The sequence below is a fragment of the Flavobacterium aestuarii genome, from assembly GCF_040049115.1.
Classification (GTDB): Bacteria; Bacteroidota; Bacteroidia; order Flavobacteriales; family Flavobacteriaceae; genus Flavobacterium; species Flavobacterium aestuarii.
This window is the reverse complement of the sequence record NZ_JBDLZZ010000007.1, coordinates 1-18,731: the sequence shown is the minus strand read 5'-3', so window position 1 is coordinate 18,731 and position 18,731 is coordinate 1. Positions and strand designations below refer to the sequence as shown.

Sequence of the window (18,731 nt, the reverse complement as noted above, 5' to 3'; positions counted from 1 at the left end):
ATTTAATTCATATAACTTTTTGTTTAAATTAATTGTATGATTTGTTTAAATTTTTAATACTTCGAAACTATATGTCTTTGTGTGCCTTTGCATTACTCTTTTTACTCCAAAAAAATAAAAAATGATTTATACCCTAAAAAAAATACAGCTGCATGCATTCTTTTTATTGATTTGTCTTGCTCCATTTTTAACAGGAGCACAAGAGATAAATTCACCTAATAAAAACCTTGCCTTAAAATTTGAATTAAAAGAAAATGGAATTCCCTCCTATCAGCTGTCCTACAAAGGAAAACCAGTAATCAAGCCCAGCGCGTTAGGATTAGAAATCAAAGATGCGCCTTCGTTCATGGATGGTTTTTCGATTACCAATACGGAGCAAAAAACAGTTGATGAATCCTGGAATCCTGTTATGGGCGAAGAAAAAACCATTCGTAATAATTACAATGAACTGGTTGTCACTTTAGCACAAGCGAAAAATAACAACAGATACATCCGCATTCGTTTCAGGTTATTTAATGACGGGTTAGGATTCCGATATGAATTTCCAAAACAGAATGCCTTGAATTATTTTGTGATAAAAGAAGAACACACAGAATTTCAATTAGCCGGCAATCACAAAATTTTCTGGATTCCAGGCGATTATGATACCAATGAATATGCCTATACGACTTCAAAAATTTCTGACGTCCCTTCTTTGATGAAAAAAGCAACAATCGAAATCAATGCCCAATGGCCCATAAAAGAATTATCAGTTCAAACGCCAGCGATGATGAAATCCAATGATGGTTTATACATCAACATTCACGAAGCTGGTTTAATCAATTATCCTGCAATGTATCTGGAACTTGATGCTTCCACTTATAAAATGCACAGTCACTTAGCTCCAGATGCTGTTGGTAATAAAGGCTATATGCAGACAGACGCACAATCACCATGGAGAACAATTGTTGTGAGTGATAAAGCCACTGATATTTTAGCATCAAAATTAATATTGAACCTCAACGAACCAACGAGCTATAAAGATGTATCATGGATAAAACCGGTAAAATACATCGGAATCTGGTGGGAATATTTTGTAGCTGGAAAAAGCACTTGGGCTTTTGGGAAAGAAAATAATGTAAAACTGACCGATAATTTTTCGAAATTAACACCAAACGGAAAACACGGCGCAACAACCGAAAGAGCCAAAGAATATATTGATTTTGCGGCCAAAAATGGTTTTGACGCTATCCTTATCGAAGGCTGGAACATTGGCTGGGAAGACTGGATTGGCAACTGGAAAGAAGAAGTTTTTGATTATGTAACGCCTTATCCAGATTTTGATGTCAAAGCAGTTCATGCTTATGCTGCTGCAAAAGGAGTAAAGATTATCATGCACCACGAAACTTCAGGATCTGCAACAAACTATGAACGCCGATTGGATCGTGCTTTCCAATTCATGAACGATAATGGTTATGATGCTGTAAAAACAGGTTATGTGGGCAAAATTATTCCGCGTGGCGAGCATCATGACGGGCAATGGATGGTCAATCATTATATCAATGTAGCCAAACGTGCTGCCGATTATAAAATCATGATTGACAGCCACGAAGCCGTTCGTCCAACTGGCCTGCACCGAACATTTCCAAACTGGATTGCACAGGAATCAGCCCGCGGAACGGAATTCGAATCTATGGGAGGATTAAATCCTGATCACACCACTATTTTGCCTTTTACCCGTTTAATGGGAGGCCCAATGGATTTCACACCTGGAATTTTCCAGACTGATCTTTCCTATTATGGAACAGGAAGCAGACAGCGTGCCAATACAACTCTAGTAAAACAATTGGCTTATTATGTGACTATGTACAGTCCGTTACAGATGGCTGCCGATATACCAGGAAATTATGAACGTTTTCCAGATGCTTTTCAATTCATCAAAGACGTTGCTGTAGACTGGGACAACAGCTATATACTGGAAGCCGAACCTGGTGATTATATCACCATTGCCCGTAAGGCCAAAGGTAAAAACGAATGGTTCATTGGCGGCATTACCGATGAAAATGCAAGAACTTCCAACATTACTTTCGACTATCTGCCTGCTGGCAAAAAATTCATTGCCACCATCTATGCCGATGCTAAAGAAGCAAACTGGAATGAAAATCCTCAAAAATATACGGTGACCAAAGCAATTGTAACTTCTAAAACAGTATTAAAACAATATTTGGCTCCAGGCGGAGGAGTTGCCATCAGCATCAAGGAAGCAGCTGATGCCGATATGAAAGGATTGAAGAAATTATAAAAACATTTGTCCCGTGTAAATAGTAATGACAAATTCCGATGAATAAATCCTTGCCGCATTCCCCCAAGTGCTGCAAGATTTGGGGATTCGGTTAGGGTTGTTTATTGGGAATAAAAAAAGAAGCTTTGAAAGGCTTCTTTTTTTTGTTTATTCAATAATAAATTTTACAAATGGATTCCCCCGGAAACCTCAATACGCTGTCCGTTTACCCATTTTGAATCATCTGTACATAAAAAAGCAACCACACTTCCAATATAGCCCCACTCTTCCCAATGCTGTTTGAGAAGCAATCATTTGATTAATCTCTTTGTTGTCACGGACTGCACCACCCCCAAAATCGGTTTCAATCGCTCCAGGAGCAACAATATTGACTCTGATTTTTCTAGCTCCCAATTCCTGCGCCTGATAACTTGTCAATGTTTCAATCGCCCCTTTCATGCTCGCATAAGCGGCATATCCAGGAAATGAAAAACGTGCCAGTCCAGACGAAATATTTACAATTCCACCGCCGTCATTCATTATATTCAAGGCTTTTTGAGTCAGAAAAAAAGCTCCTTTGAAATGAATATTAACCATATCATCAAATTGGGCTTCCGTGGTTTCGGCAAAACTTGCATAAGCACCAACACCAGCATTATTGACTAAATAATCGATTTTATCGGTACCAAAAGTGTTTTTTAAAGCCAGTGATGCATTTTGAAAAAAGGAATCAAAACTAGTTATATCAGCAACGTTCAATTGCAGCGCAACTGCTTTTTGACCTAATTTTTCGATTTCATTTACAACTTCTTCAGCTTCCGCTTTTTTGCTGTGATATGTTAACACAACGTCCAGTCCTTTCTTGGCAAGACTCAAAGCCATATCTTTTCCTAATCCACGGCTTCCGCCAGTAACCAGAGCTATTTTATTTCCCATCTTACATTTTGTTTTAAAATTAATTAAGACAAAATTAGTCTAGATACAAAAATCCATAATTGTAAATATCAATCCATAATTTGCAAAATCCAAATCAAACTATTTAAACCCGAAAAGACAAAGGTGACAGCGCAGTCTGTTTTTTGAAAAAATTAGAGAAATGCGCCAGTTCTTCAAAACCGAGTGAATAAGCAATTTCCGAAACGTTCCAATCGGTTTCTCTCAACAATGTTTTGGCTTCCTGAATCAGCCGTTCACTGATTAATTCAGTAGTGGTTTTTCCTGTGTTTTCCTTTAAAACTTTATTAAGATGATTGACATGAACCGACAAACGGCCGGCAAAATCCTTGGCAGATTTCAATTCCAGACGCTGGCGCGAGGATTCAATAGGAAATTGTCTTTCGAGTAATTCGACAAATAAAGACGAAACTCTGGCTGCCGAATTGTGTTTAGAATACAAGGCGGTTACAGGCTGCAGTTTTTGCCCGAAGTGAATCAGCTCTGCCACATAATTCCGAATTAAATCGTATTTATAAACATAATCCGAATTGATTTCCTGATGTATCTTTTTGAAAATCAAATCAATTTCAACAACTTCTTCTTCCGATAACTGAAAAACCGGATAACCGTCTGTTTGAAAAATAGGCAGTTTATCCAAATCCATTCCCGTTTTATCCTTTGTCAGAAACTCATTTGTAAAAACACAAAAATGCCCGGACTGCTGCATATCCAATGGAAGATAATTATACGGAATTTTGGGTGTTGCAAATAAAAGAGCATATTGGTCAACCTCGATTACCTTGTCAGCATACTCCACTCTGTTCTTCCCGCGGATCAGACTTATTTTATAATAAGCTCTCTTGTCATAAGGCATGCAGGATTTCCCATTCAGCCGCTCATAAAGTTCTTTGATATTAAAAACATTGAAATGCCCAACTTCTTTTTGAATACCATTAGGCAGCAGTAATGCGTTCTTTTCTATAAAACATTCTGACGAAATGTCCTCGTAAAAGTTTTCTATTGATCTTGATTTCATTGGGAAGTGGATTTGTAAAAATCAAATATAGGGATTATTTGCAAATGAAAAACTAAGAGTAATATGGAAGTGTAAAATCCAAGTAACTTTAATGCCATTTGTGAAACTGACTCATTGTTTCTTTATGACGTATTAACTGGTCATTATCCGCTTCCGATAAACCGATTTCAATTTCATGTTTCTTTTCTGAACTTAAATCTTTACACCAATCCTTTTTGCTTTTTTCAACAATGTTTTCGGTATTTTCTAATAAAACTTTATCCATAAAATTGCTTTTATTAAAGTTCAATTGCTCTTAAATTCATACTATTGATTTTTTTCAAAAAAACTTGCTTGCACTCCATCAAATCTTGATTAAACATAACAATATTTTTTCCTGATGGGTGTAAAGAACTAGCAAAACGAATCCCACTAGCCCCAGTAAAAATTCTTATAAATTCACAGATGAATTGAGTTGGAATATACTCAATTTCACTATCGTACCTTCTCATCGGTTTTGATAAATCTCTACTGATCTTATCTCTTAAAAGTTTTGCTTTTATAATTTGCCTCACCTCATCTTGAAATAATGGTGTGTCTTCTGTAAAGTCAACAATTTTTACAGATTTAAACTCTTCTTTTAATTGAAATATACCAATACTTAATTCATCCAAATAAGATGCTCTAACTTCATACAATACTGTTTCAGGATTATTACTTAAATATAAATAAGGAATTCCAAGTGGATTAGCCCTTCCTCCTCCAACCAAATCTAATGGAGGACACATCATATTTTTGGAATCATAAGCTGGCATATTGCTTTTATGATGTACTCTTGCTCTAAATAATTCATCCGAATGTTTAAGTTCATATTGTGTATTAAAAAAACCATCCCAACCTAATTCTTTTAAATAATCAATATCTGAAATAAATCTATTTGACCATTTTAATTGTTCTTTCAATTTTTCCCAATAAGAAAAATTTTCAATTATATCTTCTGTATAATTTACTAACCCCTCGGAATTTTGAATACTAGTTGTAATTCTCGGTATGACTTCATTAAGAATTGTAGATGCAATACTATGACTTGAAAAAAAACTCCAATTGCTTTGGATTTTTGACTTCAAAGGCTCTCCATCAGAAGAAACTTGAAAATTATCCATCAGTTCTTGAAAAAATTCAAGTAGCTCTTCAATTGCTAATAATGGAACATCTGAAGAATCACAGACTTTACATAATCCTAAATTTGTAGATGAAGAAATATAAGCTTTGAGTTCTTTATCAGCAAAACAATTTGGGCAAACTTCCATATTCGCTACCTGTTTCTTAAATAATTGGACACTATCAATAAATGGTTTTTTATTGATATTTTTTTTACAGTTCCTAATCCAGGATAGTGTTGTTCAATAAAATAATTTTCTAATTCTTCTATTGCGGAGTTTGTAAGATGATTTAATCTACAATAATTCACAGCTTTTTCAGCAGCTTCTGCAAATTTTCCCTGAATATTTGCAATGGAATCATTGGTTTCAGAAGTAAAATGCCTAATCATTATCTGATTCTGAGCATTTAAATAGGTCAGATGAATCACTACAGCACGTGGAGTACTACCTCCATCAATGAATTCACTTGGTAATACAGTGAAATCGGAAAAACCATTGTAATGGTCTTCGGTATAATAAATATGTTCTTCTGAAAATCTATGTTCTTCAATACTTAAAAAGTCACTATTTCGAGCCTGCTTTTCGAATAAATCATCTAATCTCACATAAGTTTTTCCAAGACTTTGTGCGAATCTATGTAAAGCTCTATTTCTAGATGGATCTTCAATATTTATCACAGTTACCTGTTGTAATCGTGCTAAAACTTTAAAATCTTCATCATTTTCACGAATATCATTTTTACAAATCAACATACATTGATTCAGCCCATAAGTATTTATGCTTTGAGTGATATACTCACTATTATTATATTCACTATTATTTCTATAATGAAATGCAGGTAAAACGATTTGATTATTTAGTCCATTTAAGTATTCCAAATAATGATTGTTATCTCCTTTTAATTCACCAACAGATGGATTTACTACAAAATAAATTTTCTGATTTTTTTCTTCAAAAACCCTATATGCAAGATTTAAATTATTAAATATCGATTTTACAGGTTCAAGAATAGGGATAACAAATCCTTGGATGGCACCTTCGATTGCTAATTCACGTAAACCGATTAGCTCAAACTGCCTTGCTCTTAAAAATGGATAATACATAGTTTAAGATTTTATTGGTGATTTTAGATTCTTTATCATAATTTCCCTGTCTTTCTTATTTAATTTAAGCGCTAGACTTATTTGATTAAATTCTTTATAATAACGATTGGACAGAACATTTTCCAAATATCTGCTTTTCATTTTTTCAATGAATCTTTTATTTAATTCACCATTTGGAATTTTACTTATAAGTTCTTTACAAATATTATATTGATTAAAACTAGTCATAACAGGCAATTCACCATAAAGAGATTTTACAATCGATTTATATTCACTTGTATGAAGAACTTTCATTATTGTTTCAAAATCAACTTCAGCATTCGTGACAGCATCTCTTTGAAGAGTAAATCTTTCAGAACTTTCGTTATTATTGAAAGATATTAATCCAATGCTTTCATCAAATTTTGAATAAATTGTCAATTTACTTTCAGGAACAATTAAGAAAATTTGATTAAATGCTTTACTATAGTTTTCAATTTGTAAGTTTAAACGTTTAGAAGAATCGAATTCTGTTTTAATTTCAAATACTTTAGATTTACCATTAAACATAACTAAATCAGCCACAGCATTACCAACTCTAAATTCATTAAAGACTTTAGTATTATTATTTCCAATTTCTGTAATCAACCAATCATTCAAAAATGAATTTTTAAAAATATATTCGTTTTGGTAATTTTTTTCAAGGATTTGATAAACGTATTTAAGATAATCTAAATATGTAGCTTTTTCTGAATTTTGCCATTTTATATCATACCTTTCAATTTTATAATCAATTGAATCAAAATTAGATTTCATCCAAAGTTCAGCTACACTCCTTGAAAACAAAGAAGAATAATCCCTTAATTGGCTTTGATTATATGTGTTTTTATTGGACATCATTCTTTTTTTACAAAGATAAATTGTTTTTTTTCAATCACTACACTTATTAAAACACTTATTGATATTGCTAATTTATAAAATAATATTTACAAAATATTTTATATGAAAATTAATGTTAAGAAAATTAGTTATTACTCCCCACCCAACATCTGCATCAACTCCAGACATCTTCTAGTAGTTTTTGCATTGTCAAAAGTCAACAGCAATCGCAAGCCATTAGGCGTCTGCTTTTCTTTCATCACACAAATACTGCTGTTTTTCTGTACAAACTGAATCACTTTATGAAAGCGGTTGGAAGTATAATAATCGGATTGCTGATCGGAGACAAAATAACCAATCATTTTTCCTTTTTTCATCACTAATTTTTCGATTCCCACACGCGTTGCAATCCATTTGATGCGGATGCTGTTCATTAAAGCGTTAGCTCTCGGAGGCATTGGACCAAAACGGTCAATTAATTTATTTTGGAAAACAACCAGTTCATCTTCGTTTTTCACCTCAGCCAGTTCGTTGTATAAACTCAGACGCTCGGTAACATTATTAATATATTCGTCCGAAAACAACAGCTCAAAATCGGTATCGATCTGAAGGTCTTTGACGTATTCTTTGGTCTCGATATTGTTTTCTTCAGGGTACAAATCCTTGAATTCGTTTTCTTTCAATTCTTCGATAGCCTCGTTCATGATTTTTTGGTACGTATCAAAACCAATATCGTTGATAAATCCGCTTTGTTCTCCTCCCAATAAATCACCTGCACCACGGATTTCAAGGTCTTTCATTGCAATGTTCAAACCGCTTCCCAATTCGCTGAATTGTTCCAAAGCCTGAATTCGTTTTCTGGCATCTTCGGTCATGTGCGAATAAGGCGGGCAGATGAAATAACAAAACGCTTTCTTGTTGCTTCGCCCCACACGCCCTCTCATTTGATGCAGATCGGACAGACCAAAATTATTAGCATTGTTGATGAAAATAGTGTTGGCATTCGGAACGTCCAATCCGCTTTCGATAATGGTCGTGGCAACCAGAACATCGAATTCTCCGTTCATGAAAGCCAGCATTAATTCTTCGAGTTTGGCTCCATCCATTTGTCCGTGGCCAATTCCAACTCTCGCATTAGGCACCAAACGCTGAATCATTCCAGCAATTTCTTTGATATTTTCGATTCTATTATTAATGAAGAAAACCTGTCCGTTGCGCTGAATTTCATACGAAATTGCATCGCGGATCAACTCTTCGTTAAAGCCAACCACATTCGTTTCTATAGGATAACGATTTGGCGGAGGCGTTGTGATTACTGATAAATCTCGTGCAGCCATCAGCGAAAACTGTAGCGTTCTCGGGATTGGGGTTGCTGTCAAAGTCAAGGTATCGACATTGGCAGCAATCGTTTTGAGTTTATCTTTTACGTTAACGCCAAACTTCTGTTCCTCATCGACAATCAATAAACCAAGGTCTTTGAAAACCACATTCTTGTTAACCAGTTGATGTGTCCCAATGACAATATCAAGTTTTCCTTCGGCTAAATCTTTTAAGGTTTGCGCTTTTTGTTTAGCAGTTCTAAAACGGTTCAGATAACCAATAGAAACCGGCATATCTTTCAGCCTTTCGCTAAAGGTTCTATAATGCTGGTACGCCAAAATGGTCGTTGGTACCAAAACTGCTACTTGTTTGCTGTTATCGACAGCCTTGAAAGCCGCTCGAATAGCCACTTCGGTTTTACCAAATCCCACGTCACCACAAACCAAGCGGTCCATCGGGCGCTCGCTCTCCATGTCGGCTTTGACTTCCTGTGTTGATTTGATTTGGTCTGGAGTATCTTCGTAGATAAACGAACTCTCCAACTCATTTTGCAGATAACTGTCGGGAGCAAACTGAAATCCTTTTTCGAGTCTTCGCTTCGCATACAATTGAATCAAATTGAACGCTATATGTTTGACTCTCGCTTTGGTTTTTTGTTTTAAAGTCTTCCACGCACTTGATCCTAATTTGTAAATTTTGGGAGGCGTTCCGTCTTTTCCGTTGTATTTAGATATCTTGTGCAGCGAGTGAATGCTCACATACACGATGTCATTATCTGCATAAACGAGTTTAATCGCTTCCTGCGTTTTTCCTTCGACCTGTATTTTTTGCAGTCCGCCAAACTTCCCAATTCCGTGATCAATGTGTGTTACATAATCGCCTACAGACAAAGTTGTAAGTTCTTTTAAAGTTAAATTCTGCTTCTTCGAATAACCATTTTTAATACTGAATTTATGGTAACGCTCAAAAATCTGATGGTCGGTATAACAGCAAATTTGGTTTTCCTGATCGATGAAACCTTGGTACAACGGCAAAACAATCGTCTTGTACTGCTTGCGAATGTTCTCGGAATTGGCTTCGTCCAAACTTTCGAAAATGTCGTGAAAACGTTTCGTCTGCGCTTCATTCGAACAAAACAAATAATTTTGATAACCGTTAAAATGGTTGTCGCTCAAATTATTCAGCAGTAAATCAAACTGCTTGTTGAACGAAGGCTGTGGCTGAATGTGAAATTCGAACTTTTTGGTTGTTTTAAAAGTAGCTTTGGAACTAAATTCTACTACCGAAAAATCCAACGCTCTCTTAACAAATGCCTTTTGGTTCAAAAACAATTGGTCCGGTGTGGCGTGTTTAATGTCTTTGGACAATTTCTCAAAAGCTTCTTCGGCTTTCGCAAATTGTTTATCTAATTCATATAAAAGATTCTCTGTGTTTTGAAAAAACAAAACTGTTCTTTCGGCTATATAATCCAGAAAACTCTCTCTATTCTCCTGAAAAACTTTATTCTCTACATTCGGGATAATGGTGATTTTTTTCTTTTGTTCCAATGACAATTGGGTCGCAACATCAAAAGTCCGTATGCTTTCGACTTCGTTGCCAAAAAACTCTATTCGATACGGATTGTCATTCGAAAACGAAAACACATCGACAATTCCACCGCGAACGGAGAATTCGCCTGGTTCTGTAATAAAATCTACTCTTTTGAATTCGTATTCGAACAAAACCTCGTTTAGGAAATCAATCGAAATTTTATCGCCGACAGTAACTTTCAAAGTGTTTTTATCCAGATTCTGACGGGTCACCACTTTTTCAAAAAGCGCTTCCGGATACGTTACAATGACTGCGGGTTTTTTACGGGAATTGATTCTGTTGAGTACTTCGGATCGAAGCAGCACATTAGCATTATCTGTTTCTTCAATTTGATACGGGCGTCGGAAAGAACCTGGATAAAACAGCACATCCTGTTCGCCGATCATTTGTTCCAGATCGTTCAGATAATATGCAGCTTCTTCTTTGTTATTCAAAACTACCAGAAAAGGAAGTTCCGATTTCTTAAAAACCGAATGAATCACAAAGGAAACTGCCGATCCCAGCAGACCGTCCAATTGCATTTTTACCTGATTATTTCCCTGCAGACTGGCTGCAATCTGAGCCGTTTTGGGAGAAGAATCATAAACCGAATATATAGAAGTGGCTTTACTCAAGGCTGTGCTGGATTTGGATTTTTTGGACTGGCTGTTCCTCCTGGATTACCAGGCATTGTATGATATTTTTCAGGTGCTCCGTTATTTCCCGGATTTCCAGGCATCATCGGATTTCCTGACTGAATTGCTCTAGTTGAATCCATAATCATCTGCAACAATTCGGATTCTCCAGCTTCCATAGGAATTTTGCTTTTCTCTACAATCTTATCCATCTGTCTTTGCAGGGAAACCAGTTCAATATTAATTTCGGCAACAAGTTTTACCACTTTTTTTTCCGAAATATCACTTAGATTAATATACAGATCCAGCATTCTTACTTGCGTAATCAAGGTAGCAATTCTGCTTCTTATCTGTGGTGTATCAAATTGAGCAGGAATATTGGTATTCAAGGCCATTACTTTAGCCGAAAGCGTTTTGGATTTTTTTTGAAAATCGGTAATTGTTTTCTTCGGCTTTTTAGCCAGTTCGTCCATAAAGTCACGCCATTGTGGCCAGGTTTTTATAGTTGCTTCAGAAGTCTCATTGATTGGAGTATCAAAAAAGTTCCAGCCTTTTTTTATTTCAGTAAAAATCAATTCTCTTTTTTTGGCATCCTTTAACTGGTCAGCAAGCCGCTTGTCGTTATTATTACACGAAAACTGCATTAAAATCACCAAAAAAAACAGCCCAAATTTATTGTTCATTTTTCAAATTATTTGAATTACAAAGTTACAAATATCAATGGCAATGACAATAGTAATATCAATGACAAAAATCAATAACAATTTCAATAATAAAAACCAATTCCAAAAATCAAAGGAAATAATTAAATATACATTCAAATATGCAGGAAACAGCCCGTCTCTTAATAGGACAGCAATTACGATATAAAAAAATTTTACATTATTTTTTTATAAAATTCACAAAAAATAAAGTATTTTTATACTTCGTTTTACGAAATCGTTATATTTGCAGAACAAATCTTTTCCGATATGAATCCAAAAATATTAATTATAGGCGCCTGCGGACAGATTGGCACCGAATTAACGCATCAGCTCCGCGCAATTTACGGAACCGATAATGTGATTGCTTCCGATATTCGAAAACTGAATAACGACGTGGTCAATTCCGGTCCTTTTGAAGTAATTAATGCTTTGGATTTTAACCAGATTGAACATTTAGTCGAAATCCACCAGATTACCGATGTGTATCTGATGGCAGCCTTACTATCAGCAACTGCCGAAAAAAACCCTGCTTTTGCCTGGGATCTGAACATGAATTCGCTGTTTCATGTCTTGAATCTGGCGAAAGCCAAAAAAATACAAAAGATATTCTGGCCTTCGAGCATCGCTGTTTTTGGACCGACAACTCCCAAAGAAAACACACCGCAATACACCATTATGGAGCCTTCTACTGTATATGGCATCAGCAAGCAGTCTGGCGAAAGATGGTGCGAATATTATCATAATCTTTTTGGTGTCGATGTACGAAGCATACGCTATCCAGGTTTAATCAGCTGGACTACGCTGCCTGGCGGAGGAACTACCGATTATGCCGTGGATATTTACCACAAAGCTCTTTCCGACAAAAAATACGAATGCTTTCTGAATTCTGAAACCAAAATGCCAATGATGTATATGGACGATGCGATTGCCGCCACCATCAACATCATGAAAGCACCGGCTGAGCAAATCAAAATCCGCTCTTCTTACAATCTCGCTGCCATCAGTTTTACCCCAGCCGAAATCGCCGCCGAGATCCAAAAACACATCCCGGAACTTGAGGTAACTTACAATCCCGACTTCCGTCAAAAAATTGCCGACACCTGGCCTGCCAGTATAGATGACAGCCGTGCCAGAGAAGACTGGGGCTGGAATCACAAATTTGATCTCGAAACCATGACTTCCGAAATGCTGAAAAACTTGCGCCAAGAATATCAAGAGGGTTGAAAAAAGTAAAAACATTTGGACGTGCCACCATAAAGAAAAGGAGCCAGCTCATCATAACGGTTAGTCGGCTCCTTTCCTTTATGCTGTCGGGCTATCCATGCTGCTTCGGCAGCTTATTCCTATCCCTCACGCGGCTTTAAGGTTTTTAAAGATGATACTGCAGTACTATTTCGATACATACTATTTCAAAATACAAAAAATCAATTTTTATTTAGCTGTCAAAGCTGTCAAACAACGTGTTATTGCTTGTCTAACATTATCTGCTTCCGTTTCTCCTTGTCCTTCTGCTGTACAAGAACAAACCAGGGTATTTGTTTTTGCCGAAATGAATTGTATTGTTACTTCTATTGCATATTCGAATCCTTCATATCTTTTACCACTTTCTCCATAATTTACTATTAAAGTTTCTGTGGCTAGTTCTGGTTTTAATTCAGGCAGACTTATAAATCCTTCTTTGATTAGTATTCCTTTAACAACATCACTTGGATTGACACTGTTATTTATAGCAGATCCATATTTACCGCCATTTCCTCCATATAGACTTCCTATACCTGAAGTCAAATTGTTGGTTTGAGATACAAATACATATTTATACTGATCAATTTTGTCATCCTTTACAATTGTAGGCTCTTTAAGAACCATACAACTATTCATCAAGATACCTGCAAGAATAATTGCTAAAAATCTAATTATTTTCATACTCTTAAAACTGTTTTAAATTAACTGAACTTTTTTGTGCCAATACCAATTCACACTTATTTGTTCATAACAAGTTTTAACATATCAGTGTGAAAATTTTTTAAAATATTTAACAAAAGTTATGCCAGACTTTTAAAGATTTCCAGATAAAGATTTCTTATCTAAATTAAAACAGCATAATAAAATTACAATTACAATCTTTCCTTATAAAACAAAACTTAAGCAAATTCTGATTTTATAGTAATTCATTAAATAAAACTATTCACAAAAATCGTTTGAATAATTTACTGCGTTGATTTTTGTTAATTCTTTAGGTAGTTTTACACGTGATTTTTTTAAATTGCAAATTAAGAAACAAATCCGTTACAGTATGTCAGAAAGCGATGCAGAAAAAGGCGCTGAAAAAGCTCGGTTAGGATTAAGAACCGATAATAAAGGCTGGAAAAAATGGGGGCCTTACCTAAGCGAAAGACAATGGGGAACCGTTAGGGAAGACTATTCCCAAAGTGGCTATGCCTGGGGAAGCACCACTCACGACATGGCACGTTCCAAAGCCTACCGCTGGGGCGAAGAAGGCATCGGAGGGATTTCAGATAATAAACAGCACATCTGCTTGGCTTTTGCTTTCTGGAATCACAAAGACCGTATTTTAAAAGAACGTTTATTTGGGTTAACACCTTCCGAATCCAATCATGGTGAAGATGTAAAAGAAATTTATTATTACCAAGACGCAACCCCAACCCACTCTTATCAAAAAATGCTGTACAAATATCCACATGCAGCATTTCCGTATGAAAAACTAATAGAAGAAAGCAAAAAAAGAACCCGTCAAGAGCCCGAATATGAACTGCTCGACACAGGGGTTTTTGACAATGATGAGTACTTTGACATCACCATCGAACATGCCAAAGCCGATGAACAGGATATCTTGATTAAGGTTACAGTAGAAAACCGTTCCAAAACAGCAGCTCCTATTTCGGTACTGCCGACCATCTGGTTTAGAAATACGTGGAGCTGGGGGTATGAAAATTACAAACACAAGCCCACCTTAGCTGGAGCAGGAAAATCGCATATCGAAGTCAGCCACCGATTAGTAGGTTCTTTCAATTTGTATGCAGAAGATGCCAAAGAACTGCTGTTCTGCGACAATAAAACCAATTTTGAAAAGCTTTATAAATCGGCACCACAATCTGCTTATGCCAAGGACGGAATAAACGATTACATTATCAATAATAAAAAGAACAGCATAAATCCAGAGGCTATAGGCACAAAAGCTGCGGTTCATTATGATGATGTTATTCCTGCCTATGGAAAAAAAATATACCGTTTACGATTTACCAACAGTACGCCTAAAGATGCCTTTGAAGATTTTGATACTGTTTTCAAAAAAAGAATAGATGAAGCCGATGAATTTTATGAGAACATTCAAAAAGGGGTAACGGACGAAAAACTAAAATCCATTCAGCGTCAAGCATATGCTGGTATGTTATGGACCAAACAATGGTATTATTATAATGTTTTTGAATGGCTGAAAGGCGACCCGTCGACACCAAGGCCTGATGCCAACCGGAAAGAAGGACGCAACAGCTCTTGGAAACACATGTACACTTCCAACATTCTCTCAATGCCAGACAAGTGGGAATACCCCTGGTTTGCCGCATGGGATCTGGCTTTTCATACTTTGCCATTGGCACGATTAGATCCTGATTTTGCCAAAAGGCAATTATTGGTGATTCTCCGTGAATATTACATGCATCCCAACGGTCAGATTCCTGCTTATGAGTGGTCATTCTCGGATGTTAATCCGCCAGTACATGCCTGGGCTACATGGAAAGTCTATGAAATTGACAAAGAAACTAATAATGGTACTGGTGATACTGTTTTCCTGGAACGCATTTTTCATAAACTGCTGCTCAACTTTACATGGTGGGTAAATCTAAAGGACGAAAACGGCAATAACATCTTTGGAGGCGGTTTCCTCGGCATGGATAATATCGGAGTATTTGACCGTTCTGCCGCTCTGCCAACAGGCGGTCATCTGGAACAAGCCGATGGTACGGGATGGATGGCAATGTACTGCTTGAACATGTTGCGCATTGCCTGCGAAATATCACTAAAAAACCCTGTCTATCAAGATATGGCTTCGAAATTCTTTGAGCATTTTCTTCACATTTCGGGGGCAATGCAAGCTTTGGGAGAAAACAAAGTAAGCCTTTGGGACGAAGAAGATCAGTTTTATTACGATATGCTACATAAAGCCAATGGCGATGCCCAATTGCTGAAAATTCGTTCGATGGTGGGGCTTATCCCTTTATTTGCTGTCGAAGTATTAACACCAGATCTGCTGGAAAAACTGCCTATCTTTAAACGCCGTGTCGAATGGGTACTCAAAAACCGTCCTGACTTAGCCAGCCTGGTTTCCAGCTGGTACAATCCTGGCAAAGGAGAAACCCGCCTGCTCTCTACCCTTAGAGGACATCGTATGAAAATGATCCTGAAACGAATGTTCGACGAAAAGGAATTTCTGTCCGATTTTGGAGTGCGTTCTTTGTCTAAGTATCATAAGGAGCATCCTTATAAATTTAAGCATGACGGAGGAACAATTCAGGTAGATTATACACCAGCCGAAGCCACTGGAGATATGTTTGGCGGCAATTCCAATTGGAGGGGGCCAATATGGTTTCCTATGAATTACTTGATTTTGGATTCGCTGGAGAAATTTCACAGCTATTATGGAAAAGATTTCAAAGTAGAATTTCCTGCCGGATCTGGTGAATTAGTAAATTTACAGGAAGCTGCCGAAGGTTTAGCCGAGCGTTTATTAAAACTGTTTGTTCCCAATACCAATACAAAAATTCCAATGTACGGCGAATACAAAAAATTTCAGGAAGATCCGCTCTTCAATAAAAATCATTTGTTTTTTGAATACTTTGACGGAGACACCGGCAAAGGTTTAGGAGCCAATCACCAGACGGGATGGACTGGACTTATTGCCGAAATTATCCGGCATCTGCATGAGGAAGAAAAATAGCTTTTAAAATACTTTATAAAAAAACCGCCTCATAAGCCGTAAGTGTCTTGTGTGGTGGTTTTTGCTTATAAATGTATATGGTTTAAAACATTTTTATTGCATCATCCTATACAAGATCATTTTCGGATTTGCCAAATCATCCCAAATACAAAACCGTTTTTCTATTAAGCCAATTGCCCAAATCCGTTGTAGTAGCGGTTATGCGATGTTTTTTTTAAAAGGGTAAATCATCTTCTTCTTTAGGTATTTTACGTATTCTCAAATTCGTAACATATTGTTTCCAAAAATATTCTCCTTTTGTGGTGAATTTATAAAGATTTCTTTGATTTTCGGCATCTCTTTCTTCTTTGATAATCCCTGAATGTTTAAATTTTTCGATGACTAAATCATTAGTTTTGTTTGGTAATGAATTTCGTCTACTAATTTCAGGACCTATTTCTTCAAAAAAATCAAACATATCAGATTGTTTGAAGTCATTATATTGTTTATTTAAATCGGTAATATCATTTTTATATAATGTTGAATCAGAATTATTTTTAATAAGTTCTTTAAGTTCATTTTCCTCTTTTTTAATTTGATTATATTCAACATTTTGCATTTGAATTATTTCATTCTTTTCATTGAGTTGATTAGTTAGAATTTCAATTTTTTTGTTTAAATCCGCTTTATCTCTATATGAAGCTTTAATGTTTTCTAAATCGCTTTCTTCAACAGCAATTTTTTGTTTATTTCTAATATCTGAAATAGTTAAATTTAAAACATTTTCTTTTCTACCAATTATTGCTTTTGATGATAATTTGTCAAAACCCCATAAAACATAAGGAAAAATAACAATATAGAAGATTGAAAATAAAAGGGGAAACCAAAAATTGTTATTTATAGATGAATAGCAATCAGAAACGAAATCAATTTTATTTTCAATTGAATTATTTGAGAATATAATATGAAAAATAGGCTTCCAATTAAAAATGAACCACGAAAAAATAAAAGAGCCAAGCAATGGATTTTTAAGTCTTTCTTTAGTTGAATCCAAAATGGAGTTAATTATTTCTTTCATTTATTTTGTTTTTGAGGTAAAATATCGCATAACGTTTGGCTAGTAGGCGATGGTCGGGGCTAAGTAAGCGTAATACTTCGGATAGTCATAATTTTTACAAGTACAAAACTATTTTTAAATTAAGCCTAATTCCCGACTATCGCTTACTAGCGGTTAGCAGTAGGCAAATTAGCTGTAAATTCTTTTCAAATGTTGTGCTTGATTTTCTAATTCAGGAAATAAAGTTGCTTCACTAATTCCTAAAATATTTAATTCTTTCAAAATGTTATTTTTACTATCATTGTCTATTTCAAAATCTACTTTCTTTGAATCAAGATTTACAATCCATTCATTTGGAATATTTGCAGGATTTGTTTTTGAATTATTTATACCAAACAATAAAAACGCACCGCTTTGTTTTATTATTCGGCTATTACTTTGTTTAACTTTAACGGCAACAACTCTTTCTAAATCAGTTGGACAAATTATGGATTGAAAATATGATTTTTCTTCTTTTATTTCGTGAAGCAGATAAGGAATATCGCCTTGTTCGTTAAATAATTTTACGTCATTGTATGTATAGCTTTCTTTTCTATTTAAATCTCCAATATTGAATTCAAATGCTCTTTTTGAAATATTAGACAAAATACTAACCGTATCACTATCGTAGTATTTAATATCTGAATTTGGAATTTTAAAAACTATAACGTTGCCATTATTTCCATCTTTTCTTTTATTTAGGCAAGCAAAATATAACGAAACTAAAGGATTTGTAGTTATGTCTAACAATCTTGTAGGTAAACCATAATGTTGCATTTTTACTAGTTTTTCTAATGCACTTTTTTCATTTAAAAAATCACTTGGAGTTCTTAAAATAAACTCTTTAAATATTATATTTTCATTTTTAATTAAATTCTCTGTTCTGTAAATACTTGGTTTTAAAAGATAATCTATATCATTATGACCTCTAAAAAAAAGTTCAAAATCACCTCTTCTTGATATTTTTTGTAATTCTGTGATAAATGATGCTATATTTTTTATTGCCATTTTTCTTTCTTGGTTAGATTTCCTTTTTAACGGAATTTTTCTGATTGCTTACTGCTAACGTCAGTCTGTGAAAAAACCTCCGTTTTAATTGCAAACAAATATAGTAAAATACTGTTGTTAAAACAGGAATT

13 protein-coding genes and 1 pseudogene are annotated in these 18,731 nt (G+C 35.3%); 3 read left to right on the top strand and 11 right to left on the bottom strand.

Translation table 11 applies throughout. The features are described from left to right. Window positions 1–121: 121 nt before the first annotated feature. Window positions 122–2,281, top strand: coding sequence for a glycoside hydrolase family 97 protein (locus ABEG11_RS09125; protein ID WP_348823863.1), 2,160 nt, complete (start codon window positions 122–124; stop codon window positions 2,279–2,281). A 164-nt stretch (window positions 2,282–2,445) separates the two neighbouring features. Here ABEG11_RS09125 and ABEG11_RS09120 read toward each other — a convergent pair. From ABEG11_RS09120 to ABEG11_RS09085, 8 genes and pseudogenes are all read right to left on the bottom strand, one after another. Beyond that, window positions 2,446–3,196, bottom strand: a pseudogene (locus ABEG11_RS09120) (SDR family NAD(P)-dependent oxidoreductase). Window positions 3,197–3,299: 103 nt separating this feature from the next. Continuing rightward, window positions 3,300–4,232, bottom strand: a complete 933-nt coding sequence (locus ABEG11_RS09115) for a helix-turn-helix domain-containing protein (RefSeq protein WP_348823862.1) — start codon at window positions 4,230–4,232, stop codon at window positions 3,300–3,302. A gap of 88 nt (window positions 4,233–4,320) precedes the next feature. Then, a complete protein-coding gene (locus tag ABEG11_RS09110; RefSeq protein ID WP_348823861.1) occupies window positions 4,321–4,497 on the bottom strand; it encodes a hypothetical protein in 177 nt (58 codons plus the stop codon). 13 nt (window positions 4,498–4,510) lie between these two features. Next, the gene (locus ABEG11_RS09105; protein ID WP_348823860.1) at window positions 4,511–5,521 is read right to left on the bottom strand and encodes an RES family NAD+ phosphorylase; all 1,011 of its coding nucleotides are present in this window, start codon (window positions 5,519–5,521) and stop codon (window positions 4,511–4,513) included. A 5-nt stretch (window positions 5,522–5,526) separates the two neighbouring features. Continuing rightward, window positions 5,527–6,477: a sce7725 family protein gene (locus ABEG11_RS09100; protein WP_348823859.1), complete on the bottom strand. Its 951-nt coding sequence runs from the start codon at window positions 6,475–6,477 to the stop codon at window positions 5,527–5,529. A 3-nt stretch (window positions 6,478–6,480) separates the two neighbouring features. Next, a complete protein-coding gene (locus ABEG11_RS09095) occupies window positions 6,481–7,356 on the bottom strand; it encodes a sce7726 family protein (RefSeq protein ID WP_348823858.1) in 876 nt (291 codons plus the stop codon). Between the two features lie 131 nt (window positions 7,357–7,487). Next, window positions 7,488–10,766: a transcription-repair coupling factor gene (gene mfd / locus ABEG11_RS09090; protein ID WP_435302838.1), complete on the bottom strand. Its 3,279-nt coding sequence runs from the start codon at window positions 10,764–10,766 to the stop codon at window positions 7,488–7,490. 89 nt (window positions 10,767–10,855) lie between these two features. Further along, the gene (locus tag ABEG11_RS09085) at window positions 10,856–11,542 is read right to left on the bottom strand and encodes a hypothetical protein (RefSeq protein WP_348823856.1); all 687 of its coding nucleotides are present in this window, start codon (window positions 11,540–11,542) and stop codon (window positions 10,856–10,858) included. Window positions 11,543–11,830: 288 nt separating this feature from the next. On the opposite strand from ABEG11_RS09085, the gene ABEG11_RS09080 reads away from it, so the two are divergent. Then, window positions 11,831–12,787: an L-threonine 3-dehydrogenase gene (locus ABEG11_RS09080; RefSeq protein WP_348823855.1), complete on the top strand. Its 957-nt coding sequence runs from the start codon at window positions 11,831–11,833 to the stop codon at window positions 12,785–12,787. A 207-nt stretch (window positions 12,788–12,994) separates the two neighbouring features. On the opposite strand, the gene ABEG11_RS09075 is transcribed toward ABEG11_RS09080, so the two are convergent. After that, window positions 12,995–13,486: a hypothetical protein gene (locus ABEG11_RS09075; RefSeq protein WP_348823854.1), complete on the bottom strand. Its 492-nt coding sequence runs from the start codon at window positions 13,484–13,486 to the stop codon at window positions 12,995–12,997. A 370-nt stretch (window positions 13,487–13,856) separates the two neighbouring features. Here ABEG11_RS09075 and ABEG11_RS09070 point away from each other — a divergent pair, with 370 nt between their 5' ends. Next, on the top strand, window positions 13,857–16,517 hold the full coding sequence (locus ABEG11_RS09070) for an MGH1-like glycoside hydrolase domain-containing protein (RefSeq protein ID WP_348823853.1): 2,661 nt from the start codon (window positions 13,857–13,859) through the stop codon (window positions 16,515–16,517). 214 nt (window positions 16,518–16,731) lie between these two features. Here ABEG11_RS09070 and ABEG11_RS09065 read toward each other — a convergent pair whose 3' ends face one another. Together ABEG11_RS09065 and ABEG11_RS09060 are read right to left on the bottom strand one after the other, a co-directional pair. Then, window positions 16,732–17,574 (bottom strand): hypothetical protein, encoded by an 843-nt coding sequence (locus tag ABEG11_RS09065; RefSeq protein ID WP_348823852.1) that lies wholly within the window; start codon window positions 17,572–17,574, stop codon window positions 16,732–16,734. A gap of 168 nt (window positions 17,575–17,742) precedes the next feature. Next, window positions 17,743–18,600, bottom strand: a complete 858-nt coding sequence (locus tag ABEG11_RS09060) for an FRG domain-containing protein (protein WP_348823851.1) — start codon at window positions 18,598–18,600, stop codon at window positions 17,743–17,745. Between the last annotated feature and the right edge of the window lie 131 nt (window positions 18,601–18,731).